At 51.5% G+C, this 26,757-nt stretch carries 30 protein-coding genes and 1 tRNA gene; 16 read left to right on the top strand and 15 right to left on the bottom strand.

Annotation, left to right across the window (positions count from 1 at the left end; translation table 11 throughout):
* Nucleotides 1-19 precede the first annotated feature (19 nt).
* Together mgsA and FDW96_RS21795 are read right to left on the bottom strand one after the other, a co-directional pair.
* Nucleotides 20-478, bottom strand: coding sequence for a methylglyoxal synthase (gene mgsA / locus FDW96_RS21790; RefSeq protein ID WP_016152487.1), 459 nt, complete (start codon nt 476-478; stop codon nt 20-22).
* A 93-nt stretch (nt 479-571) separates the two neighbouring features.
* Nucleotides 572-1,234 (bottom strand): DUF2057 family protein, encoded by a 663-nt coding sequence (locus tag FDW96_RS21795; RefSeq protein WP_042314175.1) that lies wholly within the window; start codon nt 1,232-1,234, stop codon nt 572-574.
* Between the two features lie 172 nt (nt 1,235-1,406).
* Here FDW96_RS21795 and FDW96_RS21800 point away from each other — a divergent pair, with 172 nt between their 5' ends.
* Nucleotides 1,407-1,820 carry a CoA-binding protein gene (locus FDW96_RS21800; protein WP_006685217.1) on the top strand — a complete coding sequence of 138 codons (414 nt, stop codon included), beginning with the start codon at nt 1,407-1,409 and terminating at the stop codon, nt 1,818-1,820.
* A 104-nt stretch (nt 1,821-1,924) separates the two neighbouring features.
* Here FDW96_RS21800 and hspQ read toward each other — a convergent pair whose 3' ends face one another.
* Together hspQ and rlmI are read right to left on the bottom strand one after the other, a co-directional pair.
* On the bottom strand, nt 1,925-2,242 hold the full coding sequence (gene hspQ, locus FDW96_RS21805; RefSeq protein ID WP_137366300.1) for a heat shock protein HspQ: 318 nt from the start codon (nt 2,240-2,242) through the stop codon (nt 1,925-1,927).
* Nucleotides 2,243-2,299: 57 nt separating this feature from the next.
* Nucleotides 2,300-3,511, bottom strand: coding sequence for a 23S rRNA (cytosine(1962)-C(5))-methyltransferase RlmI (gene rlmI, locus FDW96_RS21810; protein ID WP_042314173.1), 1,212 nt, complete (start codon nt 3,509-3,511; stop codon nt 2,300-2,302).
* 214 nt (nt 3,512-3,725) lie between these two features.
* Between rlmI and FDW96_RS21815 the strand changes: the two genes are divergently transcribed.
* The 3 genes from FDW96_RS21815 to yccX are packed head-to-tail and all read left to right on the top strand — an operon-like array spanning nt 3,726 to nt 5,406.
* Nucleotides 3,726-4,277, top strand: coding sequence for a YbhB/YbcL family Raf kinase inhibitor-like protein (locus FDW96_RS21815; protein ID WP_042314171.1), 552 nt, complete (start codon nt 3,726-3,728; stop codon nt 4,275-4,277).
* Nucleotides 4,278-4,290: 13 nt separating this feature from the next.
* Entirely contained in the window at nt 4,291-5,079 is a 789-nt protein-coding gene (locus tag FDW96_RS21820) for an AraC family transcriptional regulator (protein WP_137366301.1), read from the top strand.
* A gap of 45 nt (nt 5,080-5,124) precedes the next feature.
* Entirely contained in the window at nt 5,125-5,406 is a 282-nt protein-coding gene (gene yccX / locus FDW96_RS21825) for an acylphosphatase (protein WP_042314167.1), read from the top strand.
* On the opposite strand, the gene tusE is transcribed toward yccX, so the two are convergent.
* The 6 genes from tusE to FDW96_RS21855 form a co-directional block, all read right to left on the bottom strand.
* Nucleotides 5,403-5,732, bottom strand: a complete 330-nt coding sequence (gene tusE, locus FDW96_RS21830) for a sulfurtransferase TusE (protein WP_042314164.1) — start codon at nt 5,730-5,732, stop codon at nt 5,403-5,405. The genes yccX and tusE overlap by 4 nt on opposite strands.
* Before the next feature lie 69 nt (nt 5,733-5,801).
* Nucleotides 5,802-6,353, bottom strand: coding sequence for a LuxR C-terminal-related transcriptional regulator (locus FDW96_RS21835; RefSeq protein WP_061381841.1), 552 nt, complete (start codon nt 6,351-6,353; stop codon nt 5,802-5,804).
* 10 nt (nt 6,354-6,363) lie between these two features.
* Nucleotides 6,364-7,521 (bottom strand): CfaE/CblD family pilus tip adhesin, encoded by a 1,158-nt coding sequence (locus tag FDW96_RS21840; RefSeq protein WP_061381840.1) that lies wholly within the window; start codon nt 7,519-7,521, stop codon nt 6,364-6,366.
* Between the two features lies 1 nt (nt 7,522).
* Entirely contained in the window at nt 7,523-10,240 is a 2,718-nt protein-coding gene (locus tag FDW96_RS21845; RefSeq protein WP_137366302.1) for a TcfC E-set like domain-containing protein, read from the bottom strand.
* Between the two features lie 72 nt (nt 10,241-10,312).
* Nucleotides 10,313-10,819 (bottom strand): CS1 type fimbrial major subunit, encoded by a 507-nt coding sequence (locus FDW96_RS21850; protein WP_042314159.1) that lies wholly within the window; start codon nt 10,817-10,819, stop codon nt 10,313-10,315.
* A 73-nt stretch (nt 10,820-10,892) separates the two neighbouring features.
* Complete coding sequence (locus FDW96_RS21855; RefSeq protein WP_061381838.1) at nt 10,893-11,636, bottom strand: hypothetical protein; 744 nt, start codon at nt 11,634-11,636, stop codon at nt 10,893-10,895.
* A 308-nt stretch (nt 11,637-11,944) separates the two neighbouring features.
* Between FDW96_RS21855 and FDW96_RS21860 the strand changes: the two genes are divergently transcribed.
* Together FDW96_RS21860 and FDW96_RS21865 are read left to right on the top strand one after the other, a co-directional pair.
* On the top strand, nt 11,945-12,700 hold the full coding sequence (locus FDW96_RS21860; RefSeq protein WP_042314157.1) for a winged helix-turn-helix domain-containing protein: 756 nt from the start codon (nt 11,945-11,947) through the stop codon (nt 12,698-12,700).
* On the top strand, nt 12,697-13,173 hold the full coding sequence (locus FDW96_RS21865) for a hypothetical protein (protein WP_061381837.1): 477 nt from the start codon (nt 12,697-12,699) through the stop codon (nt 13,171-13,173). The genes FDW96_RS21860 and FDW96_RS21865 overlap by 4 nt, the downstream gene beginning before the upstream one ends.
* A gap of 56 nt (nt 13,174-13,229) precedes the next feature.
* On the opposite strand, the gene yccA is transcribed toward FDW96_RS21865, so the two are convergent.
* Entirely contained in the window at nt 13,230-13,889 is a 660-nt protein-coding gene (gene yccA / locus FDW96_RS21870) for an FtsH protease modulator YccA (RefSeq protein ID WP_003035917.1), read from the bottom strand.
* Between the two features lie 269 nt (nt 13,890-14,158).
* Here yccA and FDW96_RS21880 point away from each other — a divergent pair, with 269 nt between their 5' ends.
* From FDW96_RS21880 to FDW96_RS21900, 5 genes are all read left to right on the top strand, one after another.
* The gene (locus tag FDW96_RS21880; protein WP_137366303.1) at nt 14,159-15,787 is read left to right on the top strand and encodes an ABC transporter substrate-binding protein; all 1,629 of its coding nucleotides are present in this window, start codon (nt 14,159-14,161) and stop codon (nt 15,785-15,787) included.
* Between the two features lie 142 nt (nt 15,788-15,929).
* Nucleotides 15,930-16,017 (top strand) — tRNA-Ser (locus tag FDW96_RS21885).
* Between the two features lie 248 nt (nt 16,018-16,265).
* Nucleotides 16,266-16,973 carry a purine-nucleoside phosphorylase gene (deoD, locus tag FDW96_RS21890; protein ID WP_061381833.1) on the top strand — a complete coding sequence of 236 codons (708 nt, stop codon included), beginning with the start codon at nt 16,266-16,268 and terminating at the stop codon, nt 16,971-16,973.
* A 38-nt stretch (nt 16,974-17,011) separates the two neighbouring features.
* Entirely contained in the window at nt 17,012-18,166 is a 1,155-nt protein-coding gene (gene tsgA / locus FDW96_RS21895; protein ID WP_137366304.1) for an MFS transporter TsgA, read from the top strand.
* A 95-nt stretch (nt 18,167-18,261) separates the two neighbouring features.
* A complete protein-coding gene (locus tag FDW96_RS21900) occupies nt 18,262-19,098 on the top strand; it encodes an outer membrane protein OmpK (protein WP_042314138.1) in 837 nt (278 codons plus the stop codon).
* Between the two features lie 42 nt (nt 19,099-19,140).
* Here the strand turns inward: FDW96_RS21900 and FDW96_RS21905 are convergent, their stop codons facing one another.
* The 4 genes from FDW96_RS21905 to dsbA all read right to left on the bottom strand — a co-directional run bounded on the left by FDW96_RS21905 (nt 19,141) and on the right by dsbA (nt 21,988).
* Complete coding sequence (locus FDW96_RS21905; RefSeq protein WP_042314136.1) at nt 19,141-19,827, bottom strand: Crp/Fnr family transcriptional regulator; 687 nt, start codon at nt 19,825-19,827, stop codon at nt 19,141-19,143.
* Between the two features lie 120 nt (nt 19,828-19,947).
* The gene (gene cbpM, locus FDW96_RS21910) at nt 19,948-20,241 is read right to left on the bottom strand and encodes a chaperone modulator CbpM (protein ID WP_042314134.1); all 294 of its coding nucleotides are present in this window, start codon (nt 20,239-20,241) and stop codon (nt 19,948-19,950) included.
* Complete coding sequence (gene cbpA / locus FDW96_RS21915) at nt 20,241-21,161, bottom strand: curved DNA-binding protein (protein ID WP_079224759.1); 921 nt, start codon at nt 21,159-21,161, stop codon at nt 20,241-20,243. Before cbpA ends, cbpM begins: the two co-directional genes overlap by 1 nt.
* Before the next feature lie 203 nt (nt 21,162-21,364).
* Entirely contained in the window at nt 21,365-21,988 is a 624-nt protein-coding gene (dsbA, locus tag FDW96_RS21920) for a thiol:disulfide interchange protein DsbA (RefSeq protein WP_042314130.1), read from the bottom strand.
* Between the two features lie 420 nt (nt 21,989-22,408).
* Here dsbA and FDW96_RS21925 point away from each other — a divergent pair, with 420 nt between their 5' ends.
* From FDW96_RS21925 to FDW96_RS21945, 5 genes are all read left to right on the top strand, one after another.
* Nucleotides 22,409-22,771, top strand: a complete 363-nt coding sequence (locus FDW96_RS21925) for a copper resistance protein (protein ID WP_137349317.1) — start codon at nt 22,409-22,411, stop codon at nt 22,769-22,771.
* A 48-nt stretch (nt 22,772-22,819) separates the two neighbouring features.
* Nucleotides 22,820-24,700 (top strand): protein-disulfide reductase DsbD, encoded by a 1,881-nt coding sequence (locus tag FDW96_RS21930; protein ID WP_137366305.1) that lies wholly within the window; start codon nt 22,820-22,822, stop codon nt 24,698-24,700.
* Nucleotides 24,697-25,320 (top strand): DsbA family protein, encoded by a 624-nt coding sequence (locus FDW96_RS21935; RefSeq protein ID WP_061381828.1) that lies wholly within the window; start codon nt 24,697-24,699, stop codon nt 25,318-25,320. The genes FDW96_RS21930 and FDW96_RS21935 overlap by 4 nt, the downstream gene beginning before the upstream one ends.
* Nucleotides 25,310-25,816 carry a protein disulfide oxidoreductase gene (locus FDW96_RS21940; RefSeq protein ID WP_137366306.1) on the top strand — a complete coding sequence of 169 codons (507 nt, stop codon included), beginning with the start codon at nt 25,310-25,312 and terminating at the stop codon, nt 25,814-25,816. Before FDW96_RS21935 ends, FDW96_RS21940 begins: the two co-directional genes overlap by 11 nt.
* Nucleotides 25,817-25,951: 135 nt before the next feature.
* Complete coding sequence (locus FDW96_RS21945; protein ID WP_137349319.1) at nt 25,952-26,707, top strand: sulfite exporter TauE/SafE family protein; 756 nt, start codon at nt 25,952-25,954, stop codon at nt 26,705-26,707.
* The last annotated feature ends 50 nt before the right edge of the window (nt 26,708-26,757 follow it).

Here is a 26,757-nt window from a genome sequence, read left to right on the forward strand (position 1 = left end):
GTTGCCGCCTGCCTGGGCATTATTTGAGGCGTTCTGCCAGATAACGGGCGTAATCCGGAATTAGTATGTCCGTCGCATCGTTGAAGTTTGGCGACTGGATAATAAAATCGGCGGTCGACACGTTGGTGGCGACCGGAATGTTCCAGACTGTGGCCAGGCGCAGCAGGGCTTTGACATCAGGATCGTGGGGAACGGCGTTGAGCGGATCCCAGAAGAAGATCAGCACATCTATTTTCCCTTCTGAAATCAGCGCACCCACCTGCTGGTCGCCCCCCATTGGACCGCTCAGCATCGCGTTGACGTCCATTCCTGTCGCGCGTTGAATTAAGTTGCCTGTTGTTCCCGTGGCATACAGAACGTGTTTTTCCAGCAACGGCTGGTGGCGTTCCACCCAGCTCATCAACATCTTTTTACAGTGATCGTGTGCCACCAGCGCAATATGCTTACGCGCTGGCAATGTGCGAGTCGTTAATTCCATAGTACAGCTCCCAAGTTAACCTTGTTACAGAGTACTGGAAGCACTTGACGCTGCAAGAGAAAGACAAAAAAAATGCGTATGGGAACATAAATGTCATGAAGAAGGCTGTTTCTGGGCCCACTGCAGAAAGTTACTTCGCGTTTGGGCGTCGGCCTGCTCAAACCAAAATTTTAATCGTTGCTCGGTCAGCGTTTGCGACTGAGGCGGCACCCGATCCAGTTCAGACACCCCAGAAAGCAGCGAGCTGTCGTCGGCCATCATGGTGGCGAATTGTGGCAATGACGCATGTTTAGCCGCTTTGTTATAGCGCTCAGTTTCCATTTCATAATCCACGATTTTCGCCGTCGAGGTGATTGACAGAATATCCAGCTTAACGGGGATAGGCATGGCGTCCCCATCCAGCAGTTCCACACGAGGTGCATCATCGAAATGTGAGGCATCCCGCTCATTGTTGAGACGAGGAAGATGAAAATTAACCTGGCTGACGAGCTGAGTATCAAAGCTGATAACCAACGGAGGGGAAATATACAGACGTTCTTCGTGGCTGGACAAGCGAAGGGTTTTTTCTACGCGAAATACAAGCTGGTGCCGACCATTTTCCAGCTCAATACTGTCGGCACCACGCAGTAATGAGCTGGAGACTTTTTTTCCGTCCAGCACCAGAAGGTCAATTTCACTCGACAGACGTAAAGAGGTAGCAAAAACGGTTACCGGCAAACACAGAGCAATCAAGGCTGTCACAATGCCGGCTTTCATAGGTCTCTCCTGTCCAGAAAATATCTGCATCAGATGTATCTAAATTTTTCGATGATCATGTTTACTAACATATAGACATATTTTTGAGTTTAGCTCTCATGCGCCAGTATGGGATGAATGGTTGCAAGGCCAGGTTTGTCGTACACTTTGTTAAACAGCCTGGAGGAAGACGATGAAAGAGACCGATATTGCTGGCATTTTGACATCTACCCGTACGATTGCACTGGTTGGTGCAAGCGATAAACCCGATCGTCCAAGCTATCGGGTAATGAAGTATTTACTCGATCAGGGCTATCACGTTATTCCCGTTTCGCCAAAAGTTGCCGGGAAAACGCTGTTGGGGCAACAGGGGTACGCGACGCTGGCGGATGTGCCGGAGAAAGTGGATATGGTGGATGTCTTCCGCAATTCAGAAGCGGCGTGGGGCGTTGCTCAGGAGGCTATCGCCATCGGTGCGAAGACCTTATGGATGCAGCTTGGTGTGATTAACGAGCAGGCAGCAGTACTGGCGCGTGACGCGGGGCTGGCGGTGGTCATGGATCGCTGCCCAGCGATTGAGATCCCGCGCCTGGGACTGGCGAAGTAAGGTTGTGTTGTTGCCTTAAGGCACGTCGATAATCCGGCCCGCGTTGCTGGCCGGATTAGCAGCATAAACCCGATAAGCGAATTGCCATCGGGCTTGTGTTCGCATCAATTACGCAGACGCGGAGCCTGAAGCTGTTTACGGATTGTTCGCGCCAGTTCATCCATCGACGGTTGCTCCGGATGTTCTTCCTGTAGCTCGCCACTCAGCTGTGCTTCGGCCAGATACGTATGCACCGGCAGACCATTATTGTCTTCCATCACCACGTGATACCAGGGAGCGGCGCGAAGTTCGTCGTTAACCGCCAGCTCGTCGGCTGACGGTTCATCAAGCGAATATTCCGGGTCGATATCCACGACCACTCCGAGGTAACCTAACAGGGAATGGCGGACCTGCTGGCCGATACCGAATTTGCTGGCAATCATAGTCACCTCCCGGGAAATAGATACCCTCTATGTAAGGGTAATATTCCACTTTTCAAGTTACATGATGCGACAGGCAAACCCTTTCAGATACAGCCCTTCCGGGTAGGTAGCGATCACCGGGTGATCGGCGGCCTGACGGAACTGCTCTATAAATTGTACATCACGACCAGCATCTATTGCGGCATCAGCGATGATTTTCTGAAATAAATCGGTGGTCATCAGTCCGGAGCAGGAGAAGGTCAGCAATACGCCGCCGGGATTGAGCAATTGAATAGCCAGCATATTGATGTCCTTATAGCCGCGGCAGGCCCCCATCAACTGGCTTTTGTTTTCGACGAACTTCGGTGGATCCATCACAATGACATCAAATTTCTCACCGCGATCGCGGTAAGCGCGCAGCAGTTTGAATACGTCATCACGCACAAATTCAGCTTTGCTCAGATCCAGCTTGTTCAGTTCCACGTTCTGGCGGGCAATATCGAGCGCTTCCTGAGAAGTATCGACGCTGACCACCTGGCGGCATCCGCCCATTAATGCTGAGACCGCAAAGCCGCCGGTATAAGAGAAACAGTTCAGAACCCGTTGATTTTCTACATAACGACGCGTGGCCAGACGGCTGTCGCGTTGATCGAGGTAATAACCGGTTTTGTGACCGTGCTGAATATCAACCAGCAGCTTCATCCCGTGCTCTTCGATAGGCAGCAGGGCTGGCGGCACTTCGCCCGTTACCGGCCCTTGGGTCAGCTCCATTCCTTCTTTTTTACGCACGGCCACGTCGCTGCGGTCATAAATAGCGCAGTCCGGGAACACAATTTGCAGGGCGCTAATCAGCGCGGCGCGTTGATATTCAGCACCAGCGCTGAGCAGTTGCAATACCAGAAAGTTGCCGAAGCGGTCAATGGTGATGCCCGGCAGACCATCGGATTCTCCTGCGATCAGACGATAGCTGTCCAGCCCATCTTTTTTCGCCAGCCAGTCGCGCCATGTTTGCGCCTGTTGCAGACGACGGGTGAAGAAATCAATATCGATGGATTCTGACTTGTCGAATGTCCAGACGCGGGCACGGATCTGCGACGCAGGCGAGTACGCGCCGCGTGCTAACCATTTACCCTGATGGTCAACAATATCGATGGTTTCACCGAGGTTGGCTTTGCCTTCCATACGTGCGACAGCACCGGAAAATACCCACGGATGGCGGCGCAGTAATGATTTATCGCGCCCTTTGGCTAACACTAAACGAGGATAATGTGGAATTGTAGATTCAGTCATGCGGAGCAACCTCTCACAAACAGTGACGCGGGCTGGAGTAAAGTACCAACCTGAAACCATTAAAATAAAATGGCGCGTAGAGTAGCACAGATGATGAGGTCAATCATCAGCGTATGGCGCTGGGCGTTTCGGCACAAAACGTTATCACAGAGGCACAGTTTCTTTTATACCCACCGTTTACATTGCTATTTCTTAATCAGAAAAAGGAAATGTAATGAAAGCTCTCTACTCTCTGGCTACCGCCGCTATTGTCGCGTTGAGTTTTGATGCCTCTGCCGCCTCGACATTTCGCCTCACCAGCGCCGATATACCCGCTAACCTGCAATTAACTCAAAAACAAGTGTTTAAAGGGTTTGGCTGCAGTGGCGACAATATTTCCCCGCAACTGAGCTGGCAAAATCCGCCAACTGATGCCAAAAGTTTTGCCATTACGCTGTTTGATCCTGATGCGCCAACGGGAAGCGGCTGGTGGCACTGGACCATCGTAAATATTCCGGCTCAGGTCCACACGCTTCCTGGCGGAGCCAGCATGGATAAGTTACCCGCTGGAGCAGTTCAGGGACGCAATGATTTCGGTTATGCTGGATTCGGCGGCGCTTGTCCACCACCGGGCGATAAACCTCATCGCTATCAGTTTACCGTGTGGGCGTTAAATACCGACGCGTTGCCAATTGACAGTAACGCCAGCGGTGCGCTGGTCGGTTTTATGCTGAACAGGCACGTGATTGCCAAAGCTGAATTAACCGCCACTTACGCAACAAAATAAAGAGGATACATTGGTGCAGGATGTCCATTTTCGCCATAACAACCTTACCACCGCTGAGGTGCGTTCCGGCCATCTGCACCGCCTGCACCGGGTTAAACTGTTTTCTGCTGCTATTTGCCATATTACGCAGGGAAGTAAGGTCATTATTCAGGATGAAAATCGTCTGGTTGCAGGGCCGGGTGAGCTGATTATCATCCCGGCGAATACGCCTCTGGAGATTATTAATCAGCCGGAGCAGGGAGCATTTCGCTCGGATTTGCTGTTGCTGTCGACGAGCATCATTACCACGTTTAAAAATAACTGGGTCAAGGATTTCCCTCCGGCAAAATTGACGTCGCTATGCACGCCCATGAGTAACGGACTGGCATTTATGTGGGAAAGCCTGCTGGACGCTGTACGCCAGGACTTACCTGCAAAATTGCAGGAGCATCAGGCGATGGGATTATTGCTGGCGCTACTGCATGATGGTGTGGCGGGGCCTCTGCTTATCGAGCGGCGATTTAATCTGACTGAGCAGGTGCGACAACTTATTATGTTATCCCCTGCTAAGCTATGGACAGCTCAGGATATTGCCGGTCACTTGTCCATCGGTACTTCAACGTTACGCCGACGATTACAGATGGAATCGCAGAGTTACCGGCAGATAGTCGAAGAGGTGCGTATGTCCTGTGCGCTCTCTCAACTACAATCGACCACGCTGCCGATTGGCGAAATTGCGTTACGCTGTGGCTATCTGTCAGGCTCACGATTTACCGCAAGATTCCGCCAGCATTACGGATGCCTGCCGAAGCAGGTGCGCTGAGGCCTTGTAACTGTTCCTTAATTTATGTTGATAAGGAGAACCGCAATGTCACAAGTCTGCATAATCGCCTGGGTCTATGGTCGGGTTCAGGGGGTAGGATTTCGCTACACCACTCAGCATGAAGCGCAACGACTGGGATTGACCGGATACGCTAAAAATATGGATGATGGCAGCGTAGAGGTTGTCGCCTGCGGTGAAAGCGAGCGGGTGGAACAGCTAATGAAGTGGTTAAAAGCCGGAGGGCCGAGCAGCGCCAGGGTAGAACGGGTTCTCAGTGAACCACACCGCCCTGGCGACGAGCTAAAGGGATTTAGTATCCGCTATTAAATACATTTGACCGGTTTCGGCAGGCCGGCAATTTTAGTCGCCTGCTTGGCCGGACCTTTTGGGAACAGACGGTAAAGATAACGGCTGTTGCCTTTCTCTTCGCCAAACTTGTTGGCCATCGCTTTTACCAGCATGCGGATAGCGGGGGATGTATTAAACTCCAGATAAAACTCGCGTACGAAACGCACCACTTCCCAGTGTTCGGGGGAGAGGTCGATACCTTCGTTTTCGGCGATTTTCTCCGCCAGCGGCTCGTTCCACAGCGTGGTATCTTTCAGATAGCCTTCGCTATCGGTCTCAATTTCCTGGCCTGCAAAAATGAACATAGTGCTCTGTCGATAAAGTAAAAACCGCTCCTAGTCTAGCAAATAAGGAGCGGCGTGAGAAACCTTGCCCTACAGAAGAAGCTGTAGCAGATTGTTGGCATTAAGCTTCTTCAGCGCGTTACATTTATACGTCGAAACCTGCTTTTCGCTAATCTGCGTCATATGTGCAACATGTTTTACCGATTGTCCGTTAACCAGCCTGTCGAGAACATTGAACTCCATGCCTGTCAGGCAACAGTTCAGGCTGCGTACCCGACGCGGCTCTTTAGCAAACATATACGGCGCATCCACGACGGCAAGTCTGTCATCAATGATATGCAAGGTCAGCGTGGTAAAACGCTTTCGCAAATGCGTTGCCAGTGCCCAGCCTTTTTCATTGCACACCAGATAAACGGTTCCCTCCCAGCGTCTGGCCTCCAGTTGCAGCAGAATGTCGACCAGCGCCAGATGCGTCCTCGCGACGGAAAAGCGGCAACGTACAACGAGGGTGTCGCAGGCCAGCAGCGAACGACGCCACTTTACCGTGCCGCACTTGACCTGAGTCGGAGCGTTACGGCGCAGAAGGGCATAGCGCAATCCTTCGGCATAAAAACGATTATTATCAAGAATGACGTAATTCACGGCGGCCTCTTTATAACGTACTGGGCGTGTAGATAATGCGTAGCGTACCGGTGTAATCCCCGGCATTTTTGCTGCTGGCGGCAAAAGCAGGCGTTTTCAGGATAATAGGGGCTGGTACGCACAGTACGCCCTCGCGCCCGCCGGGCAGCACGACCTGACGCAGATACTGTGGATCGTTGGTGCCTTGCCAGACCACGGTTTTACCGTTGGCGACAGTTTCGGTTGCGCCAGTAATGGGATTGGTGACAAAGACCTGATAGTCGAGGCGATCCCGCGCATCGGTCTGACTTCCGCCACGTCGCCGGATTGAAAACGCGCCTTCGGTACGGCCTGAAGCGTTGAGTTCGTCGTCCTCAAACCGCAGATAAGTGCGGGTGCTGGTACTGTTTTTTCCGTCGTACAAGCACATATCCAGCGTGTTTTCCCCCTGGATCTCACTGCCACCGGGCCGCCCCGGGAAGTTGGTGAGGTTGAGGTTTACGATAGGCGTTGAGTGTGGAAACGCGGGCAGATAAATCTGCTGATTACCCGGGTCGACCACCTCAATGCGAATATTTGCCTGCCAGTTGGCGATGGTGAGATAGCCCGGACATCCGACATTTACGTCATTGAAGTTCCCGCCACAGTCGGCGCTCTCCCATTGACGCAGGTTCTGCTTCAGGGTGGCGGTCCAGATGCCCGGTAGGGTGAGCTTATCCAGTTCGCTTTTCACAATATAGAAATCGAAGTAGGGTTCTCTGTTCCAGGCTGCAATAGTAGTTGTCCCCCCCGCGACAAAACTGGCAAAGGTAAAGACTTTGTTATTGATAAACAGGTAGTGATCGCCATACACCTTAATATCCACCGTTTTGTTGGTAAGGGTATGCGTAAAACGTAAATTGATGGCGTAAGGCGCCGCCGGATTCCCCGAGAACCACACCGGGGCAGTCATACAGGCGCCATAGGTGGTATCGGTACGGGATAAGCAGGTCAGGGTATTGCGTCCCCACTTTTGCGGATCGGCAGCATCATAGCCGCCTGATTCATGAAGCCAGATATCAAACCGTGCAGGCGGTGCCATGCGATCGTAGCTTATACCAACGCTGGAGTTTCTTCCCGCAGGGGCGCCCGCCAGCACCTGGCCAGCCCACAGGAGCAGGAAAAGTAAAATAATAAGGCTTTTGTTCACATCATTTCCCTTTAGTGAGGTTGCCTGCGTTCATGGCAGTCGGGCCAGTCGGCACGTTACGTCCGGCGAGCATCAGTTGGGCCTGTTGCTGGACCGCATCCGGCAGGGCAGAGAAGGTTAATTCCCGACAAGGGATCGACCCGACGTAACGTACGACGTCGCGCATACTTTTCACGTTTAGCGCGCACTGATAAAACTGCTGCTGACGCACCAGGTAGAGGTTATGCAGCAAAGCATCGCTTTGGGCGCTAAACCCGCCGTTCCCTAGGTCGCTCCAGCCGTTTACGTTCAGTGGCACGCCGCCAATAAACGGCAAATGTTGTTCGTCAGTTAACTGGCCGAGCCATGTGTAGCTTGCGGTGGTTTGCACATGCCGACGGAGCAGTTTGCCTGGCACCATAAACAACGTTCTACTGCCGGAACCTTGTGTGATTTCACTGCCGGCACCCCGCGAGACATCCAGCGATTCGTTAATCGTCAACGTCGTCTGCTGATAGCCCGGCACGGCGAAGAGGGCGCGGCTATTGCCTGGGATATCTGCGCTGCCGCCGTTATCCAGCGACACAGCGACGCGTGGCTCCTGGGAATCTTCCGGCGTGGCAACGTTAACCGCGATAGCTGAAGCAGGACGCCCGTCGCTCCAGCGACCCAGCCACAGGCCAGAGCGAGATAGCGCGAACGTTGAGCTGTAATTGCCGCTGCTGCTCAGGGTATGACGCCCATCCTGACGATCCCAGGCGTCGCTGACGGTCAGACTACCGTTGCCATAGCGTCCGCCCTGGCGCGTATAGGCAGAGGCATTGAGCGAATCGCTGTTAATGCCTGACGCGCTCAGTCCATACTCATTTTCACCACGTGCATCGGCATACCAGTTGTGCGCCACGTTGTAGCTCAGTTGGTTTTTTTCACGCTGCTGGTGCTGCCACGTCGCGCCCAGAGAGGTATAACTCGTAGCATCGCCCTGACGGTTATGCGCCATTGACAGGCTTACGCTCAGGTAGCCGCCTTTATCCCTACCTGCGCGGGAGTCATCGTTTCGCATGAAAAGGTTAATGCTGCTGTTGATGTTCAGGCCGCGAGCGCTGAAAGCCGTACTCAAGCCGCCCTGCCAGGCCCGCGTGCGCGAGCGGGTCATATAAACCGACTCCCATGGCAAGCCTGCATCGTGGCGATCATCACTGTCCGGGAGTTCCCGACGAGCAACATAACGTCCTTCGTTGCGGTTATCTGAATACCCCAGACTCGCGTACCAGGTGCCGACAGGGACGGAGAACATTACCGACAGGCTTCGGTAACAGCCATTCACGGCGTCAAACCCTGCGCTTCGGGTATTGCAGTTTTCTGCTGATAACGCGTTGCGATAGAAGCTCAGTGAAAAACCGTCGTTATAGCTGATTTGCTGAATGTTGCCGCGTTGACCTTCGCTACCGTATAGGTAGCTAAAGCGGGTACTTAGCACGCCATCGATCGGGCCGGTGTTGAAACCACGGCTCCAGTCGAGCGCATTTTCCAGAAAACGCTGGTTTTTTTTTATTGTTGCGCCGCTGGTCAGCGCCAGCGTCGGAGTGACGGGCAGGCGGACGCCCGCCTGCGCGACCGCGCTGCGTTCGTCGTTTTGATCGTTATTGTCAGTTTCGCCTGCTTGCAGGAACCACTCGACGCGATCGAAAGGTGTAATGCCGGTTCGGGTAAACGGTACCTGCTCGGTGCGCGTCAGCCGGTTATTTTCATAGACGGACAACGTCACGGTATAACTCCCGTCCGGGAACGAACGGGTGTCCAGGGTTTGCGCCCCGGCATTCAGATAAAAACTGGCCAGCAGCTGATTACCCCGACGGGCGTCAATACGCGCATCATGAGAAAGCAATACGGTGATAGGCGTACCCTTTGACTGCTGAACCGGATTGATCCATGCCCTTGTTGAGCCTGTGCGCAAGCCGCGAATTTTACCCAGCGGCAGTTGGCTGAGATTGATATTCCCGCCGGCATTGCTGAACAGATCGCGAGTGTCCATCTCGCCCAACTGAACATAGTATTGGCGCCAGATATCCTGACGAAACCAGGCATTGTTGACGGTTATCTCCTGTTGCTGCTGGTGCTTCGAACGTTGCCCCATCCAGGTCCAGTCGAGGTTAAAGTAGCCGTCCTGGGTGAGTGCCAGCGCGCCATTGCCCTGAACGGTGGCTGACTGGTAATCCCTGTCGGCAACAAAATTGATATTCTGCTGATGGATTAACGCATTCTCGGTGTCCTGCGTGGGCTGATACCACTGGCTTTCAGTGGTTTGTTTAGGCAGAAATTTCTTGTCGAAAAAAAGATTAATACGGGCGTTATTTTCATCATAGATAATGGCCGCGCGCTGGGTATCAAGGTAATCGCACCCCGTTGCGGAGCCATTGCTGCTGCATGCCAGATTGCCGTTACGGGCCAGTGGAACGGCCAGGGCTGCAGACACGGTGGCGACGAGGGCAGGATCATCATTAAACTGCCGTTTGATGGCCGTGACCACGGTTTCAGGCGCGACAAAACTTACTGTTTCAAGCGTGATATCCGTCTCAAAAAGGCCAAGCGACTCGCCATAGAGATTGACTTCTGTCCACAGGCGCTGTGTTTTCGCCAGATCTTCAAAACCTGCCGGGACGGCCATCTCTGCGCAGGCGAGTTGGATGGATGCGGGTAACAAAGCAACTAAGAGGAGAGTATTTCTGTGAAACGCCATGACCGAGCCTCGACATCATCCTGACGTCAGAGGGTGGGCACCCTCTGACGTTATTCCTTAGGTACTGTGGTGTTACGCACCGCCTTCCGTGGTTGTCGCCTGCGTCAGCATCAGGCTGACAACGCCGCTGTACTGACCGGTTTTCAGAATGCCTTTGGTGGTTTGAGAAATGGTCAGCGGCAGTACTGCAGAACCGTTTTCAATGCTGCCAGGGAACAGTTCAGTTCCGGTAAATTCAGCATCGGTGGTAGACAGTGTTTTATCACCCAGAATTACCGTCATCGGTACAATCTGGTCACCATCCGTGTTGGTGAGTTTTGCCGCACTAACGAGGCGCACTTTGACGTTGCTGGTGGCGGAGTTAGACCACACCTTGGTGTTAAGACGGTAGCTTTCCAGACCACGGCCAGGCAGGTACTGCATGTCGATACTGGCCGGCAGCGGCGTGTTATCGGCCTGGGTCATATCCAACTGTGAGTCAACGCTGGCGTTAACGGTAATATCTTTTTGAATCGCCAGCGCGCTAAAGGACGAGGCCATCGCGGCAACAATCATCAGAGGTTTAATATACTTACGCATTGATATCTCCATATTTACAAATGAGCACCTTGGCTCTTTCAACGAACTACGTGGGTTTTACAGTGATGTCGTGTTATTGCACGACGGGTAAGTCAGCTTCTTCAGCGGTTTTATTCACCCAGTTGAAGTAGCGGAATTTATATTTCTGGCCATGGCTCATTGTGAGTGTTTTTAATTTACGTTCAGTGTCCGGATAAATCGTCGCGTCTTCTTTTATCCATTTACACGATGAATTTGCATCACAAATACCAATCTCTCTGAGCGGTACACGCAGCGTGCCATTGTTTTTTAACGTTCCGCGGCGAGGGTCGAACGACAGTGAAATTACGTTTTCTTCTGGGGCAATATGGACCAGTGCGCCCCAAATCACGTTGACGCCCAATGTCGCCATCGCGGCAGGGCTTTCTGCCTTGCCCGGAATAATGCTGTCAGGTTGTTTTACCCCTTCAAAATAGACGCGCCAGGTGGTCTCTTTTTTCGGAGGCATAAGCGATATCAACCGAACTACGCGCATCGCGCCGGCCGCGAGGGCAAATTTTTCGGGCGTAACCACCACGCCATCTTCTTTCCATGCCGCCACGTCAATTTCTTTTTCCTCGGCCGTGCCGGGATTAAGAATTTTCTTTTGCCTCACCCGAATGAACTGAATATCATCCGTTTTTGACGCCACCTTAATTTGCGCCGCACCGGAACTGTCTACATTCAGTTCCATGGGATACACGCTCATATTGGCCATTGTCATTTCTGAGAAAAATGGCAATGACAGCGCGGCGACATAAAAGGCGGTTGTCATGCTCACTCTTTTTTTCTGTTTCACAATCAGTCTGCCTGCTCTGAGTTTAAAGGCGGCGCGTTAACACCAGGACACCGTCTGCTTTCGTATCGCTTCAGGGCAGGGAAACTTTAACCAGAACAGCGGTTTGTGAAAATTTGTATTAGTTAACTCGTTATATACAGTTTTTTATCCTGCTTTTCTGGCTTTAAGGTTGTATAGTTAAGCGAAAATACCGCGGCCAAGGATGGGAAGAAAATTCCTTCTGATGAAAAAATAAGCAGATCAGGAGGCGGTTTTCATGTCGATGTACCAGGGAATAAAAAGCATGCGGTTACAGCCGAGAATAAAAGATGTTTTTTATATGCAATAATTCGTTGTTATTTGATCCTGAAGCACATGCAATAAGTCTTGTTGGACAACCTGAGTCTGTATTATCACTTTCGGCGCCAGCCGTTCGTCTTTTACAGGAATTTATTAAACACCGAGGACGCGACCTGAGCCGGGAGGAATTGATCACTCGCGTATGGGAAGAGTTTGGCTTTACGCCATCCGGAAATAATCTCAATAAAGCGGTAAGCGAACTGCGTAAAAGCTTCCAGTCTCTGGGCGAGGGATACGAATTTATCGTCACAGTCCCGCGCTATGGATTCCGTTTTGATGCCGATGTGATTTTTCAGCCTGGTGAGAACATTCAAGCCGCTGAGCCACAATCCCCTTCCACGCAACCAGACATACAGCCCCGGCGTACTTACCTGAAAAGGTGGTTGATTATAGCGGCATTGATCGTCGCAGCGTTGGGGGCGGGCATTTACATTAGCCGCCCGCAGGAGATAACTGTTCCGGCGAAATTAAAGCCGGTCGAGGAAAAAATCGCACGTTGTAGTGTCTGGATTATCAACGATCATGGACGACCGTTAGTGCTCTCGAAATTAGCCGAGCGACTGGAGGCCAATAACGTGGCTTGTGAGCGCGAGGAGTACGATATTTATTATTTCAGTGCTCGTTTTTCGCTCGCCGCTGCCGATGAAATGTTCATCGGTGCCTGCCCGGTCAGTAAAACCAGCCTGTGCAAGACTATTCGCTATAAAAGTGGGGCCGAAAAATGAAAATAAGGCTTCTTTTTGGATTGGGCGGTGCCGTGGTTGGCGGTGCACTGGCGCTGTTTTACTATTGCGGCGCGGTCGGCAAAAGCGATGTGCTGGCCTGCAGCACTGAATTTAACTTTACGCGTAATGAGGGAAAAGCAAGTGAAGTGAAGGTCAATACCATTGCGCAGTTCTATTTTCATCGGGACGGTACAGGGTTGACCACCTATAAAGGTGCGGCAAGAGCTGGGGGGCAAAATTTGATTATTGACAGGGATGTGGACTTTACGTGGGAGCGGCGGGACGATGACAACGTCATTGTATTGAGTTACACCAAAACCTGGCGTCGACACAATGACAACACCCCTGATGCCCAGTGGGGAAGCTTTGCCTGGCCGACCGCTCGCTACTACCTGACGATTTCTGAACTTTCACCTGCCGTGTGGCTGATTCAGGACCGGCGTTATCCTACCTATATCTGCCGGAGTGAATAAGGTATAAAAAAAGAGAATGCCAATGGCATTCTCTTTTTTCGTATCAGTGATGCTGCTTAATCGCGGCTGGCGAAGCCCAGAATGCTCAGCAGGCTGACGAAGATGTTGTACAACGAAACGTACAGGCTAACAGTGGCGCGGATGTAGTTGGTTTCACCGCCACGGATGATATTGCTGGTTTCAAACAGGATTGCGCCTGAAGAAATCAGAATAAACACCGCGCTGATCGCCAGATGCAGTGCCGGCAGTTGCAGGAAGATATTCGCAACCATACCGATCAGCACAACCACGATACCTGCCATCAGCATACCGCCGAGGAAGGACATATCTTTACGCGTGGTCAGCACATACGCAGAGCAGCTGAAGAAGACCAGTGCTGTACCGCCCAGCGCCATGCCGATAACATCACCCATGCCCGCAGACAGGTAGGTATTCAGAATTGGCCCCAGAATGTAGCCCAGGAAACCGGTAAAGGCGAACGCTGACAAAATGCCAACCGGTTTATCCGCCGTTTTATAGGTCAGGAACATCAGACCATACATACCCACCAGCGTCAGGATAAGTCCCGGTGAAGGCAGCATCAGCACAGTACTCGCCGTTGCGGTGATCGCCGAAAACGCCAGCGTCAGGCTGAGCAGGAAATAGGTGTTGCGCAGCACCTTATGTGTGCTGAGTAGCGATGTACGATCGCGTGAAGAACTAATAATACGATCCATGAGTCACTCTCTTATGACAGATGTAATTAATGATGAAGGATAATGAAATCAAGGGGAATGACACAGCGGTTTTACCCATCTTTACGCATTTTAAGCCGCCAGGCTTAAGCATATTATTTCAGCAAAAGCTCCCGAATCAGATGTTAGCACTGTATGTGCAAAAATGCCTGTCAGATATCAGCCAGGTAACTGAAAAATATTGCCTTATTCCCGTTTCTCTCTGACAGTGACAGTGGTGTCATCATAAACAGAGCAATAAGGTAAAGGGAATGACTCAAGATAAATCGAAAGTATTTACATTTGCGTTGCTGGCTGCCTGTTTGATGTCGGTATACGGCGCTGCGAGGGCGGCAAATGTTCCGGCAGGAACAGTACTTGCAGAAAAACAGGAGCTGGTGAGAAACAACGGTAGCGAGCCAGCGTCGTTGGATCCGCATAAAGTCGAAAGCAACGTGGAGTTTAATTTAATCAGCGATATGTTCGACGGACTGGTGGCAGTTAAGCCGGATGGGTCTATTGAACCCCGTCTTGCCGCATCCTGGGAGAATAAAGGTAATACCGTCTGGACCTTTCATTTACGTCCGGGCATAACCTGGTCAGATGGATCGGCTATCACCGCACAGGATGTCGTCTGGAGCTGGCAGCGGCTGGTCTCGCCGCAAACGGCTTCACCTTATGCCTCGTATCTGGGCAATATGCATGTGGTGAATGCGGTCGATATTGCGCTGGGTAACAAAGATCCCGCCACGCTGGGGGTTAAAGCCCTGGATGATACCACGCTGGAAATTACCCTGACGCAACCGACGGCGGCATTTCTGGCGATGCTGGCACACCCGTCGTTGGTCCCGCTCGATAAAGTGCTGATTGGCCGTTTTGGCGATAAGTGGACCCGCCCAGAGCATATTGTTAGCAGCGGAGCGTACAAATTATCGCAGTGGGTGGTCAATGAGCGCATCGTTGCCGAGCGTAACCCGCATTACTGGGACGATCGGCACACGGTCATTAATAAAGTCACTTACCTGCCCATTAGTTCAGAATCTGCTGACGTGAACCGCTATAAGGCGGGGGAAATTGACATTGTGTATAGCGTACCGGTCAATCAGTTTGCGCAGTTGAAAAAGACCATGGGCGATGAACTCCATGTCTCGCCTCAGCTTTCAACCTATTACTATCAGTTCAATACGACCAGAGCGCCCTTTAATGACCCGCGCGTGCGTCGGGCGCTGAATATGGCGTTGGATAAAGACATCATTGCGCAAAAGGTGATGGGGCAGGGGCAACGTGCGGCGTGGGTTATCAGCCAGCCTGAAATCGGTGGGGTACAACTGCATGCGCCAGAGTATGCGTCGTGGCCACTCGACAAACGCATTGCTGAAGCTAAAAAACTGCTCACGGAGGCCGGGTATGGTCCTGACCATCCACTGAGCTTAAATCTGCTCTACAACACCTTCGAAACGCATCAGCGTATTGCGATTGCCGCATCCTCGATGTGGAAGAAAAATCTTGGTGTTGAGGCGAAGCTGCAAAATCAGGAATGGAAAACCATGCTGGATACCATGCACACCGGTAATTTTGACGTTGTGCGCTATGCGTGGATAGCCGACTATGACGATGCCTCAAGTTTCCTCAATATTTTCCGCACCGGCGACAGTGAGAATACCACCGGGTACAGTAACCCTGCCTTTGATGAAGCGATGCATAAGGCAGCGAAAGCAAGTTCACTGGAAGAGCGAGGTAAAGACTACCAGCAGGCTGAAGATCTGTTAGGTGAGGATGTACCTGCTATTCCGATTTATCACTATGTTCGCACGCATCTGGTGAAGCCGTGGGTAGGAGGATTTGCGCCGGATAACCGCGGAAATTACTACACCAAAGATATGTACATCAAAAAACATTAAGCCTGGTAGCCGCTATTTGTGCTGAATAAATGGCCAATTTGTTTTTATTTCAGTCGATTAACACTATTTTGGCTGTTTTTCAGGCAAACGAACACATTGGTACTTTACAGGTCCGTTCGGGATGTTTATAGTGCGCCTCATTGGAAGCGTGGCCGAGCGGTTGAAGGCACCGGTCTTGAAAACCGGCGACCCGAAAGGGTTCTAGAGTTCGAATCTCTACGCTTCCGCCAAACATGAAAAGGGGTTACCGAAAGGTAACCCCTTTTTGCTTTAGAACATTGTTATCAGCCATCATTTTACAGCCTGATTTAATCCTCGTCTGATCGGGTGATGTTTTATCCAGTCAATCAATTGGCATTTACACTAACTCTCAGAAATGAGAGGCCGATCCTCTGAGCAGGACTTTTGTCCTCAATCCCCTGCAAACGTCTGGTTACAATCCCTGCATATCTTCAATACCCATAATTCAGGAATTGTTATGACTGCACATATTAATGCTAAACCGGGTGATTTTGCGCCAACTGTGATTATGCCGGGCGATCCTCTACGCGCGAAGTTTATTGCCGAAAACTATTTAATGGATTGCCGCGAAGTTACCAATGTGCGCAATATGTTGGGCTATACCGGTCTTTATTTTGGACAACCTGTTTCGGTAATGGGACACGGCATGGGCATTCCTTCAATGACGCTTTATGCCCATGAGCTGGTACATGATTTTGGCGTGCAGAGAATTATTCGCGTCGGTAGCCTGGGGGCAACCCAACATCATGTCAAAATGCGCGATATTATCCTTGCCGTCGCTGCCGGAACGGATTCCGTTACTAATTTAAAACGTAGCGCGGGCTACGCAATGGCGACGTCTGCGCATTTTCCACTATTACAGCAGGCGTGGACGTTGGCACAAAAGGCCGGAATCGATATTAAGGTCGGTAACGTCTTCAGTGGCGACCTTTATTACGACCCTGACGAAAATTTAATTCCGGCACTGGAAAAATTCGGTGTGCTGGGGGTGGATATGGAAGTGGCAGGACTCTATGCCCTGGCGCATCAGTTTAGTATTGAAGCACTGGCTATTTTAACCGTATCCGATCATTGCCTGACAGGAGAAGAAACGACGGCAGAAGAACGACAGTTAACCTTTAAAAATATGATAGAGCTGGCGCTAAATACGGCCGTTACGGCTTAGCCCCGTCTTTTAATTGAACCAATCAGAGATGGCATTATATGAAGAATAAAATAGCACTTACGCTGATTAGTTTTCTGGCAAATTTTATTATGGCAGGGTTTGCCAGCCAATTCGGCATGCTGATTGAACCGATTGCAGTACGCTACAGTGCCGATGTAAACACTGTCGCCTCGATATTTTCGTTACTCAATGGCGGAGCACTGGCTGGGACCATCGCCGCCTTTTTCCTGATAGAAAAAATCGGTGTGAAGCGTATGACGCTGATTATCTATTCGATAGTGTTCCTCTGCGCGCTGGCAATGCACTTAAGCCCCGGCTTATGGCCGGTGATGGTCGCTATGACCTTAGTGGGATTCTGCGGCGGTATTGGTCTGTGCGTGGCGGGAACAATCGTGGTTTCGGTTTGGCAGGATCGCATTCAGAGCACGATGCTGGTGGTTCAGGATGCCACTTTTAACGTTGCGGGCGTGGTTTTTCCGCTGATCACTACCTTTGCCCTGACGCATAATATGTCGTGGAGTTATAGCTACCTTAGCGTTGGCATAGTGGCCTTACTCACGCTGGGAGTTGTGATGCTAACCCGCTTCACTGCCTGTGAAACGGCTCCTGCGGCGGATCGCACAGATGCAGTGAAATCAGAGTGGAATCCTGGGATTATCAGCGGCGGTATAGGTCTGTTTTTAGGCATGCTGGCGCTGTATACCTTCCTCACCTGGGCACCGTTATTTGTGAAGAACAAGTTTGGTATTCCATTTGAAGAGGCCGGGAATATTATTACCCAATACTGGGGGGCTGCGCTGGTCGGGGCGTTAGTCTCTACCGTGATTGTTTCCCGGGTGAAGATCCATTATTTCCTGCTCAGTATTATTCTTCTGGCGTGTGTGATTACTACCATTATCGTTACGAAAGAACAGATCTCTGGGCTTGATTATCTCGCTTACAGTTATGGGTTTGTCTGTGCGGCGTTGTATAACTCCTTTATTGCTTATGGCGTTTCGTTTGTTAAGCGTGCGAGTAGTCAGAACGTTTCTTATATTTTAATTAGTGGTAGCGCCGGGGCTATGTTTAGTCCTGCGATCAGTGCTCTGATGGAAAAAACGATGGGATTGCAGAAAATAATGTATGCAATACCGGTGTTGTATTTAATTATCTTCGTCATGCTGATGGGGACACTCAAACTCAAACGTAAATAAATACAGTAATAACGCTTACCTCCTTAATTAGATAGCCAGCCGCCACACCCTTTATCGGGTGGGGCGACACACAACCTTACTCAAAGGAATTGAAAATGCTGAAGAAAAAAATATCAATGCTTAAAAAAACAGTTCTGGGCACTGTAATTGCTATCAGCTGTACGCAAGCTCTTGCGGCTGATTATACCGATGGCAATATTCGTAAAAATGATTTTAACTGGATGCAATTGAATTTAATGCAAAGTGTGGATGCGAAAGTACCGTATGGTATTCGTAATGACACCTATCTGGAACTGGAGTTCGGTGCACGTTCCGGAATTATCGATTTGTATGGTTATGTCGATTTCTTCGATATTTTAGACAGCAAGCAGGACGATCGTCACGGTGGTGATAACTTCTTCGCCAAGATATCTCCGCGGTTTTCCCTGGATGCTATTTTCAATAAAGATTTATCCGTTGGTCCATTTAACGAATTTTATATCGCGACGGTGAATAACATCGGCGATCGAGAATTGTTTGAACATTATGTCGGTTTAGGTACGGATGTTAAGGTCCCATGGTTTGGTATGGTGGGAATGAACATCTATGCCCACTATGTTCGTGAAAACTATGGCGCGGATAACGAAGGCAAGTGGGATGGTTACATGTTCTCGACCAACTGGTCGACGCCGTTCTATACCTTCGCTAACGGCAGCTATCTCAACTATCAGGGATACTTTGACTATCAGTTTGCCGCTAACAAGATTGCTAACCAGCCGCTGTATAGCAATAACGCGATTGAATGGTATAACGGAATTTACTGGCATTCAGAGCACTATGCGGTAGGTTATGGATTGAAGTATTTCCGCAATATGGCATTGATGGAAAATCACGGTGGAGCAGGGCGCACCACCGGTCTTGGTCACTACTTCAACCTCACCTATAAATTCTGATAGCGACCCGACGGCACACCAACACTCAGAATGGTTGGTGTGTCAGTCAATGATGTCGTTACCGAGAAATTGGCGTAAACCTTCCAGATCCTTAATTTCCAGACCTTGTTTCGTACGCGTTACCAGCCCGGCATCCGTCAACGCTTTTACCGCCCGTCGATATACCCTGTCGGTCGTGCCGAATCGCTCCGCTTCCTGATATTTTTTATGAAAACCATCCATCGGTTGCTTGTTCTGATGCTGGCGATACAGGTCGTACGCTACGTTGTGTACGATTGGGTAGAGCATCCGGTGCAGGAAAATTTCTAACATATCCTGATAGTCAACGGCCATCGCGCTGGCAAAAAATATCGCCAGTCTGGGGTGTTGGTTCAGCGCCTCTTCCAGGCGTTCACAGCTGCACACTGCTACGGTCAGCGGCTCTTCGGCTACAATATCCAGTTGGCAGCGGTAACCGGTAAAAAATTCCATTTCTCCAAACAGTTGTTCATCACATTCCATTGCGCCCAGTTGAAAACGACGCCCATTCTCAGCGCTGTAGCGCAAAGAAATTCTGCCCGACTGCACCATAATCAGTCGATCAACAATTTGTCCCTGGCGATAGAGATATTCATCTTCCAGGATAATCTGAGTTTCAGAGAGCAACTCCTGGAATATTTTCTCGATTAAGGCATCATCCTGCTGCCAGATATTGTGAAAACGACCTTTAGTGAGGGGTTTAAGCTGCATGGCCTAACGTCTTATGGTTGGAGATATTTCTTATTCTGACTGTATGCCATTCGCTGAGCAATGTCATTAAGCGCGGACACTGGATCATAAAAGGGCCAGCGCGATGCTGACCCCAACGTACTACGGATGGCTGATAAAGCGAGACAGGCGCTGGCGCAACACGCGGTTTTCCTGACGCAACTGCGCGTTCTCTTCTAACAACGTCAGCGCAACGGCGATTCCCGGCCAGTCAAGCTCCAGCTCCTGGCGCAGGCGCATTGCGCGTCGCATTACGGTCAGGGCATGATCGTCAAAGGTCTCGTCTTCATGGGGTTCAATCACACCTAAGCCGACAATCTCATGCAGTTCCTCTTCTGATACACCGGTGTACAGGCAAAATTCGGTAATGGTAAAGGTGACGGTGACATTAGCCATTATGCTTTCCCCCACTCTTTGCGCGGATCAAAGGTCTTTTGTGCATCTGCCAGCTGTTGCCACAGAGCGGCGCTGGCGTCGTCAGGTTTCGGCGGCATCACGATTTTGATCACCGCGTACAAATCGCCGGTATGTTTTTTACTCACCAGACCTTTGCCCTTAATGCGTAACCGCTGCCCGGCCTGACTGCCCGCAGGGATGGTTAACAGGATGCTTTCTTTCAGCGTAGGTACGGTCACTTTCGCGCCCAAAGCGGCTTCCCACGGTGCTACGGGAACGACAACTTCCAGATCCTGATTGACGATATCAAACAGTGGGTGCGGTGCGATATGAATCACCAACCACAAATCACCGTTCGGTCCTCCGTTTTCACCAGGGGTACCCTGGCCTTTCAAACGGATACGCTGACCGTTGCCCACGCCTGCCGGGATTTTAACGTTCAGCGTTTTGGGAATTTCCCGTTCAACCATACCGAAGGCATTGTAAACCGGCAGGTTGTAACTGATAGTGCGGCTATGCTCAGTGAGCGTTTCTTCGAGGAATACGGCAACTTCAATTTCAATATCGTGTCCGCGACTGGCATGGCGCTGTCGCGTGTGGTGAGCATGCTGACCGAAAATGGAGGAGAAAATATCGTCGAAATCTTCGGCGCTATAGTTTTTTTTCTCTCCTTGCTGGAATTGACGGTTGAACTGAGGGTCGTTGCGGTGCTGCCACAACTGGTCGTACTCGGCGCGTCGCTGTTCATCACTCAGTACTTCCCAGGCTTCAGCGACCTCTTTGAACCGGGCTTCTGCGTCAGGCTCTTTGCTGACATCAGGATGGTATTTACGGGCGAGTCGACGATAGGCGGTCTTGATTGTCTTGAGATCGTCTGTCGGTTTCACGCCCATAATGGCGTAATAATCCTTTAATTCCATAGCGTTCTCTCGTGTAAATCAACACTTGCAGAAGGTGAACCCTGACAAAAGGTGTCACCGCTAAGTTTAGGGTAATCCTGATAACGGCGAATGCCAACCGGGAAGAAAGGATATCGTTATAAACAATGGAGTCGCACCACCAACAGCGCTTTACAAGGTTGTGGCGTCTGTTGTGTGGTGCGAATAGTCGGGTTAGCGAAATATCAGGATTTGGTGATCAGGAAGCGGACCGTATCTGCATAGTTCTGTACGAAAGAATTAAGGTCATCTGATTTCAGCCCCTTCGGATTGATCATATATTTACCGTTAATAAAAATGGCAGGCACACCTTTTAAATCTACAGCTTTAGCCATTTCCTGTTGTTTGGCGGTGAGCGATTTCACAGCAAAGCTATTCCACGCGGCATCATAATCGCTGGCGCTAACACCGGCGTTGATAAATACGTTACGAATATCGTCTGCTGTCTTAATCGTTTGTTTTTTCTGCACGGCATCAAACAACAATGGTTTCACTTTGTCCTGCACGTTCAGGAGAATGGCGACGGACCAGGCATGCGTCATGTCTTGCCCCAAAGGGCCTAAAAAGTCGACGTGATACTCGGTGAGTTTGACATCAGCAGGCAGAACTTTTTTCACGTTATCAGTCACTTTAAACACTTCATCATATTGATAGCATGAAGGGCAGTAAAACGAGAAAAACTTCAGCGCCGCCGGTGCTGTAGCGACAGGTTTCTCAAGTGAGATAAATTCTTTGCCGTCGGTAAATGTTGCGGCCTGAGCGCTAACTGTGAAAAGTAATCCAATCAGGGGTAATAAATATTTTTTCATTTCCATATACTCTAAATAACATTTATTAAACAAGTTGTTCTTGAAATGAACCGGTGTCCATTGCGTTTCGCTATAATACGATATTCACATTGCAAATGTGCTGACCCTTACTTTCATTTACGCATCAATACATGGCGGTACATTCGAGGTGTCTTGTTTTCTGCTGATGTGAAATATTATCGGGTATCCTTTATAAATAATGAATAATAACTAGCGTGACATTTTAATGGGTATTTGATTCGCAATGTTATACTGTAATAAATAATGCTGAAAATATGATTGGTAATCATTTCACGTATAGCGTGTTTATTGCGCGAGGGTGTGTATAACCTTCAAATAGCAGGACATAACTTTACAGCGCAAAGGTTGCTAAAACCTGGCGAGTGGTTAAGATAACCCGCATCAATCAGTGAGGGTAGAATGGCGAAACGTCAACGGCTGGGATGGTGGTTCCTCTGTCTGGCATGTGTTGTGGTGATGGTTTGCACCGCGCAGCGCATGGCGGGCCTGCATGCGTTGCAGATGAACACCGTTGCTCCAAACGTTGTCACAAGCGAACAAGCGCAACCTGATGAGGCTACCCCGGTTACGCCATGTGAACTGAGTGCGAAGTCGTTACTGGCTGCGCCACCGGTACTGTTTGAAGGCATTATTCTGGCGCTGTGTCTGCTGCTGTCGCTGCTGGCACCTGTGCGGGCGTTTCGTTTACCTTTTTTCCCACCGCGAGCCATCTCGCCGCCCACTCTTAGGGTACATCTCCGATTTTGCGTCTTCCGTGAATGACAGAACAGCCGTTGCTGACTGTTAGATAATTATTCACGGAGAAAAACTATGATGACTGTTTTCAGGCAGGCGCTGCTCTGTCTGTTATTACTCTGGCTGCCCGTATCCTGGGCGGCTGAACCCGGCTGGCTACGCTCACCCGATAACGATCACGCCAGTGTGCGATTACGCGCCGATACGTCAGTCGCTGGTGAAACCCGTCTGTTGCTGGATGTTAAACTGGAAGATGGCTGGAAAACCTACTGGCGTTCGCCGGGGGAGGGGGGCGTCGCGCCGTCTATCGCCTGGAAGGGCGAAATGCCCACGGTTGACTGGTTCTGGCCAACCCCTGCGCGTTTTGAGGTCGCCAATATCACCACCCAGGGGTATCACGATCGGGTGACGTTCCCGATGATGGTGCGCGGCAGATCGCCTGCCACGCTTAGCGGCGTGTTGACGCTATCCACCTGTAGCAACGTTTGCCTGTTGACGGATTTCCCCTTTTCCGTAACGCCCACCGCCGAGGATCCGACTTTTGCGCATGTCTATGCTCAGGCGATGGGGCAGATCCCGCTCGCCAGTGGCCTGACTGATTCTCTTCATGCCGGAGCGCGTGCCGGAGAGCTGGTCGTTGAGGCGCAGCGCGCCGCAGGCTGGACTGCGCCTGGGCTGTATCTGGATGCCGTAGATGATGCGGATTTTGGTATGCCGCAAATCCAGGTTGACGGGGAAACGCTACGCGCCACGGTACCTGTACATGATGGCTGGGGGGAAGGTGCGCCGGATCTGCGCGGTAAGTCGGTCACGCTGGTTCTGGCTGATAACGGCGTGGCGCAGGAAAGCCGTCTTGCTATTGGTGAAGCACCAGCCAGTGATAACGCCTCACTCCCGCTGTGGCAGGTGGCGCTAATGGCGCTATTGGGCGGGTTGATTCTCAACCTGATGCCCTGCGTGTTACCGGTGCTGGGCATGAAGTTGGGTTCGATTTTACTGGTCGAGGAAAAAAGCCGCCGCCAGATTCGTCGTCAGTTCCTCGCATCGGTAGCCGGAATACTGGTCTCCTTTATGGCTCTGGCGCTATTGATGACGGTACTGCGGTTAACCAATCAGGCGCTTGGCTGGGGGATCCAGTTCCAGAATCCGTGGTTCATTGGCGTTATGGTGTTGGTGATGCTGACGTTTAGCGCCAGCCTGTTCGGGTGGTTTGAATTCCGCTTGCCTTCGGCGATGACCACCTCGCTGGCGACTCACGGCGGCAACGGTCTGTCGGGGCATTTCTGGCAAGGCGCATTTGCGACCCTGCTCGCCACGCCGTGCAGTGCCCCGTTTCTGGGAACGGCGGTGGCGGTGGCGCTGACGGCCTCATTACCGACGCTGTGGGGGCTGTTTATCGCGCTGGGTCTGGGGATGAGCCTGCCGTGGCTGCTGGTGGCCCTGCGTCCCGGTCTGGCGCTGCGCCTGCCGCGGCCGGGGCGCTGGATGAATATCCTGCGGCGTCTGCTCGGCGTGATGATGCTGGGTTCGGCTATCTGGCTTGCGACATTGCTGCTCCCGCATTTAGGGCTGGCAGGGCAAAGTAGCGCTAAAGAGAGCGTCAACTGGCAGCCGCTTAGCGAGCAGGCAATTGAAGAGGCGTTGGCGCAACACAAACGTGTGTTTATTGACGTCACAGCGGACTGGTGCATTACCTGTAAGGTAAATAAATACAACGTCTTGCATAAAGATGACGTCCAGGCCGCGTTGCAACAGCCGGATGTGGTGGCGCTGCGCGGCGACTGGACGCTCCCTTCTGAAGCCATCACCGAATTTCTGAAAAAACGCGGCCAGGTTGCTGTGCCGTATAACCAAATTTATGGCCCCGGTCTGCCGGAAGGTCAGGCGTTGCCAACGTTGTTAACCCGCGATGCGGTACTGCAAACGTTGAATGATGCCAAAGGAGTCACCCCATGAAGATGATGATTGTTCTGCTGTTAACCCTGTTTTCCGCCGTCAGCGTGGCGAAAGAGCCTGCGCCATTTACCCCGGAACAGGAAAAGCAAATCGAAGCGCTTATCCAGGAAGCCCTGTTTAACGATCCCAACAGTCCACGTATTGGTGCAAAGCAGGCGAAACTGACGCTGATAAACTTTACCGATTACAACTGTCCATACTGTAAACAGCTCGATCCGATGCTGGAGAAAATTGTGCAGAAATATCCTGACGTGGCGGTGGTCATTAAACCCCTGCCATTTAAAGGGGAAAGTTCGGAACTGGCGGCGCGGACCGTGCTGACCACCTGGCATCAGTATCCGCAGCAGTTTCTGGCGCTGCATGAAAAGCTGATGCAGAAGAAGGGCTATCATACTGACGTGAGTATCAAGCAGGCCCAGGAAAAAGCGGGCGCCACTCCGGTGACGCTGGACGCGCAAAGTGCTGAAACGCTGAGTACGAATCTGCAACTGGCGCGACTGGTCGGGGTGCAAGGTACTCCTGCAACGATTATTGGCGATGAACTCATTCCCGGCGCGGTACCGTGGGAAACGCTTGAGGAAGTCGTAAAAGAAAAACTGGCGGCAGCCAATGGTCAGTAAGCTGCGCCGCTGGCTGCGCGAAGGGGTGATCTTACTGGCGTTGTTAGCCGGTGTGATGCTGCTGATGGATGCCTGGCGTGCGCCACAGCTCCCCGCCTCGTTTGACAGTACGCCTTTACAAACGCTGGATGGTGAAACCGTCACGCTGGCGGCGCTGAGTCAAAACGAGCCGGTATTGCTCTATTTCTGGGCAAGCTGGTGCGGCGTGTGCCGCTTCACGACCCCGGAAGTCGCCAGGCTACGTTCGGAAGGGGAAAACGTGATGACCATTGCGCTACGCTCCGGTAATGAAGCCGAGGTATCCCGCTGGCTGTTGCGAAAAGGCATGGACTTTCCGGTCATCAATGATGCAAACGGGGCCATTTCCCACAGTTGGGCAATCAGCGTCACGCCCACGCTGGTGGTGATGTCGCAAGGCCGGGTGATGTCTACAACCAGCGGCTGGACCAGCTACTGGGGCATGAAGCTTCGGCTGTGGTGGGCGAAAACGTTCTGATAATCGTGCCGGGGAAACCCGGCATTTTTTATGCTGCCGTCGCTAAAACGGGAGGACATATTTCGTTGTCTGGCGAAGCAAGCAGGGTGATTGGTGTTCAGAATAGGTCACCTTCTCTTTGCAGGAAAATGCAACATGACGAGTTCTGTAGCGTTTGGACCTTCTCTGGTAATGATGATTGCCGCGACATTTGTCCTCGCGGGCATGGTGAAAGGTGTCACCGGTATGGGGTTACCCACCGTGGCGATGGGAATCCTCGGATCGCTTATTTCGCCGGTTGCCGCAGCGGCAATGCTGCTATTACCCTCGCTTATAAGTAATTTGTTCCAGTTTGGCGGCGGTGGTAATACGCGCAGATTACTCAAACGGCTGTGGCCAATGCTGTTGATGGTGGTGGTAGCGACCCTGCTTGCCAGTGCCTGGATTACCGGCGGCGACACGGCCCGTACCCAGTTTGCGCTCGGCGTAGCGCTGGTGGCTTACGCCATCTGGACGTTGGCGGGCAAGAAGATCGCGGTGGCCGCGCACCGTGAAAAACCGTACTCCCTCGTTATTGGATTCGTTACCGGCTTGCTGACCGGCGGAACCGGCGTATTTGTGATGCCTGCGGTGCCCTGGATCCAATCTCTGGGTTTTGATAAAGATGAACTGGTGCAGGCGCTGGGGATCTCTTTCACATTTTCAACGCTGGCACTGGCGCTTGGACTGTGGTGGCACAACGCGCTGCCTGCACAGTCGCTGAGCTTATCGGCGTTGGCCATTGTTCCCGCGCTGATTGGTCAGTGGATGGGGACCCGCGTACGTCGAGTTATTTCACCGCTGGTGTTTAAACGCTGTTTTCTGTTGTGTCTGCTCGGACTGGGTGTGGAGATGATGTTACGTGCGGTGTGACCCTTCGGTGACTTAAGCGCGCTTTCATGGCATCGTTAATTCAGATATTC

The sequence above is a fragment of the Citrobacter sp. TBCS-15 genome (assembly GCF_005280815.1).
GTDB lineage: Bacteria > Pseudomonadota > Gammaproteobacteria > Enterobacterales > Enterobacteriaceae > Citrobacter > Citrobacter werkmanii.

What these genes read in the sequence shown, in the direction of transcription:
- FDW96_RS21860 (WP_042314157.1), top strand. Translation starts at nt 11,945, where the DNA reads ATGTTTTTTATATGCAATAATTCGTTGTTATTTGATCCTGAAGCACAT.
- FDW96_RS21815 (WP_042314171.1), top strand. Translation starts at nt 3,726, where the DNA reads ATGAAAGCTCTCTACTCTCTGGCTACCGCCGCTATTGTCGCGTTGAGT.
- FDW96_RS21800 (WP_006685217.1), top strand. Translation starts at nt 1,407, where the DNA reads ATGAAAGAGACCGATATTGCTGGCATTTTGACATCTACCCGTACGATT.
- deoD (WP_061381833.1), top strand. Translation starts at nt 16,266, where the DNA reads ATGACTGCACATATTAATGCTAAACCGGGTGATTTTGCGCCAACTGTG.
- FDW96_RS21925 (WP_137349317.1), top strand. Translation starts at nt 22,409, where the DNA reads ATGGCGAAACGTCAACGGCTGGGATGGTGGTTCCTCTGTCTGGCATGT.
- cbpM (WP_042314134.1), bottom strand. Translation starts at nt 20,241, where the DNA reads ATGGCTAATGTCACCGTCACCTTTACCATTACCGAATTTTGCCTGTAC.
- FDW96_RS21880 (WP_137366303.1), top strand. Translation starts at nt 14,159, where the DNA reads ATGACTCAAGATAAATCGAAAGTATTTACATTTGCGTTGCTGGCTGCC.
- FDW96_RS21935 (WP_061381828.1), top strand. Translation starts at nt 24,697, where the DNA reads ATGAAGATGATGATTGTTCTGCTGTTAACCCTGTTTTCCGCCGTCAGC.
- FDW96_RS21900 (WP_042314138.1), top strand. Translation starts at nt 18,262, where the DNA reads ATGCTGAAGAAAAAAATATCAATGCTTAAAAAAACAGTTCTGGGCACT.
- FDW96_RS21845 (WP_137366302.1), bottom strand. Translation starts at nt 10,240, where the DNA reads ATGGCGTTTCACAGAAATACTCTCCTCTTAGTTGCTTTGTTACCCGCA.
- FDW96_RS21865 (WP_061381837.1), top strand. Translation starts at nt 12,697, where the DNA reads ATGAAAATAAGGCTTCTTTTTGGATTGGGCGGTGCCGTGGTTGGCGGT.
- tusE (WP_042314164.1), bottom strand. Translation starts at nt 5,732, where the DNA reads ATGTTCATTTTTGCAGGCCAGGAAATTGAGACCGATAGCGAAGGCTAT.
- mgsA (WP_016152487.1), bottom strand. Translation starts at nt 478, where the DNA reads ATGGAATTAACGACTCGCACATTGCCAGCGCGTAAGCATATTGCGCTG.
- FDW96_RS21905 (WP_042314136.1), bottom strand. Translation starts at nt 19,827, where the DNA reads ATGCAGCTTAAACCCCTCACTAAAGGTCGTTTTCACAATATCTGGCAG.
- FDW96_RS21945 (WP_137349319.1), top strand. Translation starts at nt 25,952, where the DNA reads ATGACGAGTTCTGTAGCGTTTGGACCTTCTCTGGTAATGATGATTGCC.
- FDW96_RS21940 (WP_137366306.1), top strand. Translation starts at nt 25,310, where the DNA reads ATGGTCAGTAAGCTGCGCCGCTGGCTGCGCGAAGGGGTGATCTTACTG.
- yccA (WP_003035917.1), bottom strand. Translation starts at nt 13,889, where the DNA reads ATGGATCGTATTATTAGTTCTTCACGCGATCGTACATCGCTACTCAGC.
- FDW96_RS21930 (WP_137366305.1), top strand. Translation starts at nt 22,820, where the DNA reads ATGATGACTGTTTTCAGGCAGGCGCTGCTCTGTCTGTTATTACTCTGG.
- yccX (WP_042314167.1), top strand. Translation starts at nt 5,125, where the DNA reads ATGTCACAAGTCTGCATAATCGCCTGGGTCTATGGTCGGGTTCAGGGG.
- cbpA (WP_079224759.1), bottom strand. Translation starts at nt 21,161, where the DNA reads ATGGAATTAAAGGATTATTACGCCATTATGGGCGTGAAACCGACAGAC.
- hspQ (WP_137366300.1), bottom strand. Translation starts at nt 2,242, where the DNA reads ATGATTGCCAGCAAATTCGGTATCGGCCAGCAGGTCCGCCATTCCCTG.
- tsgA (WP_137366304.1), top strand. Translation starts at nt 17,012, where the DNA reads ATGAAGAATAAAATAGCACTTACGCTGATTAGTTTTCTGGCAAATTTT.
- dsbA (WP_042314130.1), bottom strand. Translation starts at nt 21,988, where the DNA reads ATGAAAAAATATTTATTACCCCTGATTGGATTACTTTTCACAGTTAGC.
- FDW96_RS21850 (WP_042314159.1), bottom strand. Translation starts at nt 10,819, where the DNA reads ATGCGTAAGTATATTAAACCTCTGATGATTGTTGCCGCGATGGCCTCG.
- rlmI (WP_042314173.1), bottom strand. Translation starts at nt 3,511, where the DNA reads ATGACTGAATCTACAATTCCACATTATCCTCGTTTAGTGTTAGCCAAA.
- FDW96_RS21795 (WP_042314175.1), bottom strand. Translation starts at nt 1,234, where the DNA reads ATGAAAGCCGGCATTGTGACAGCCTTGATTGCTCTGTGTTTGCCGGTA.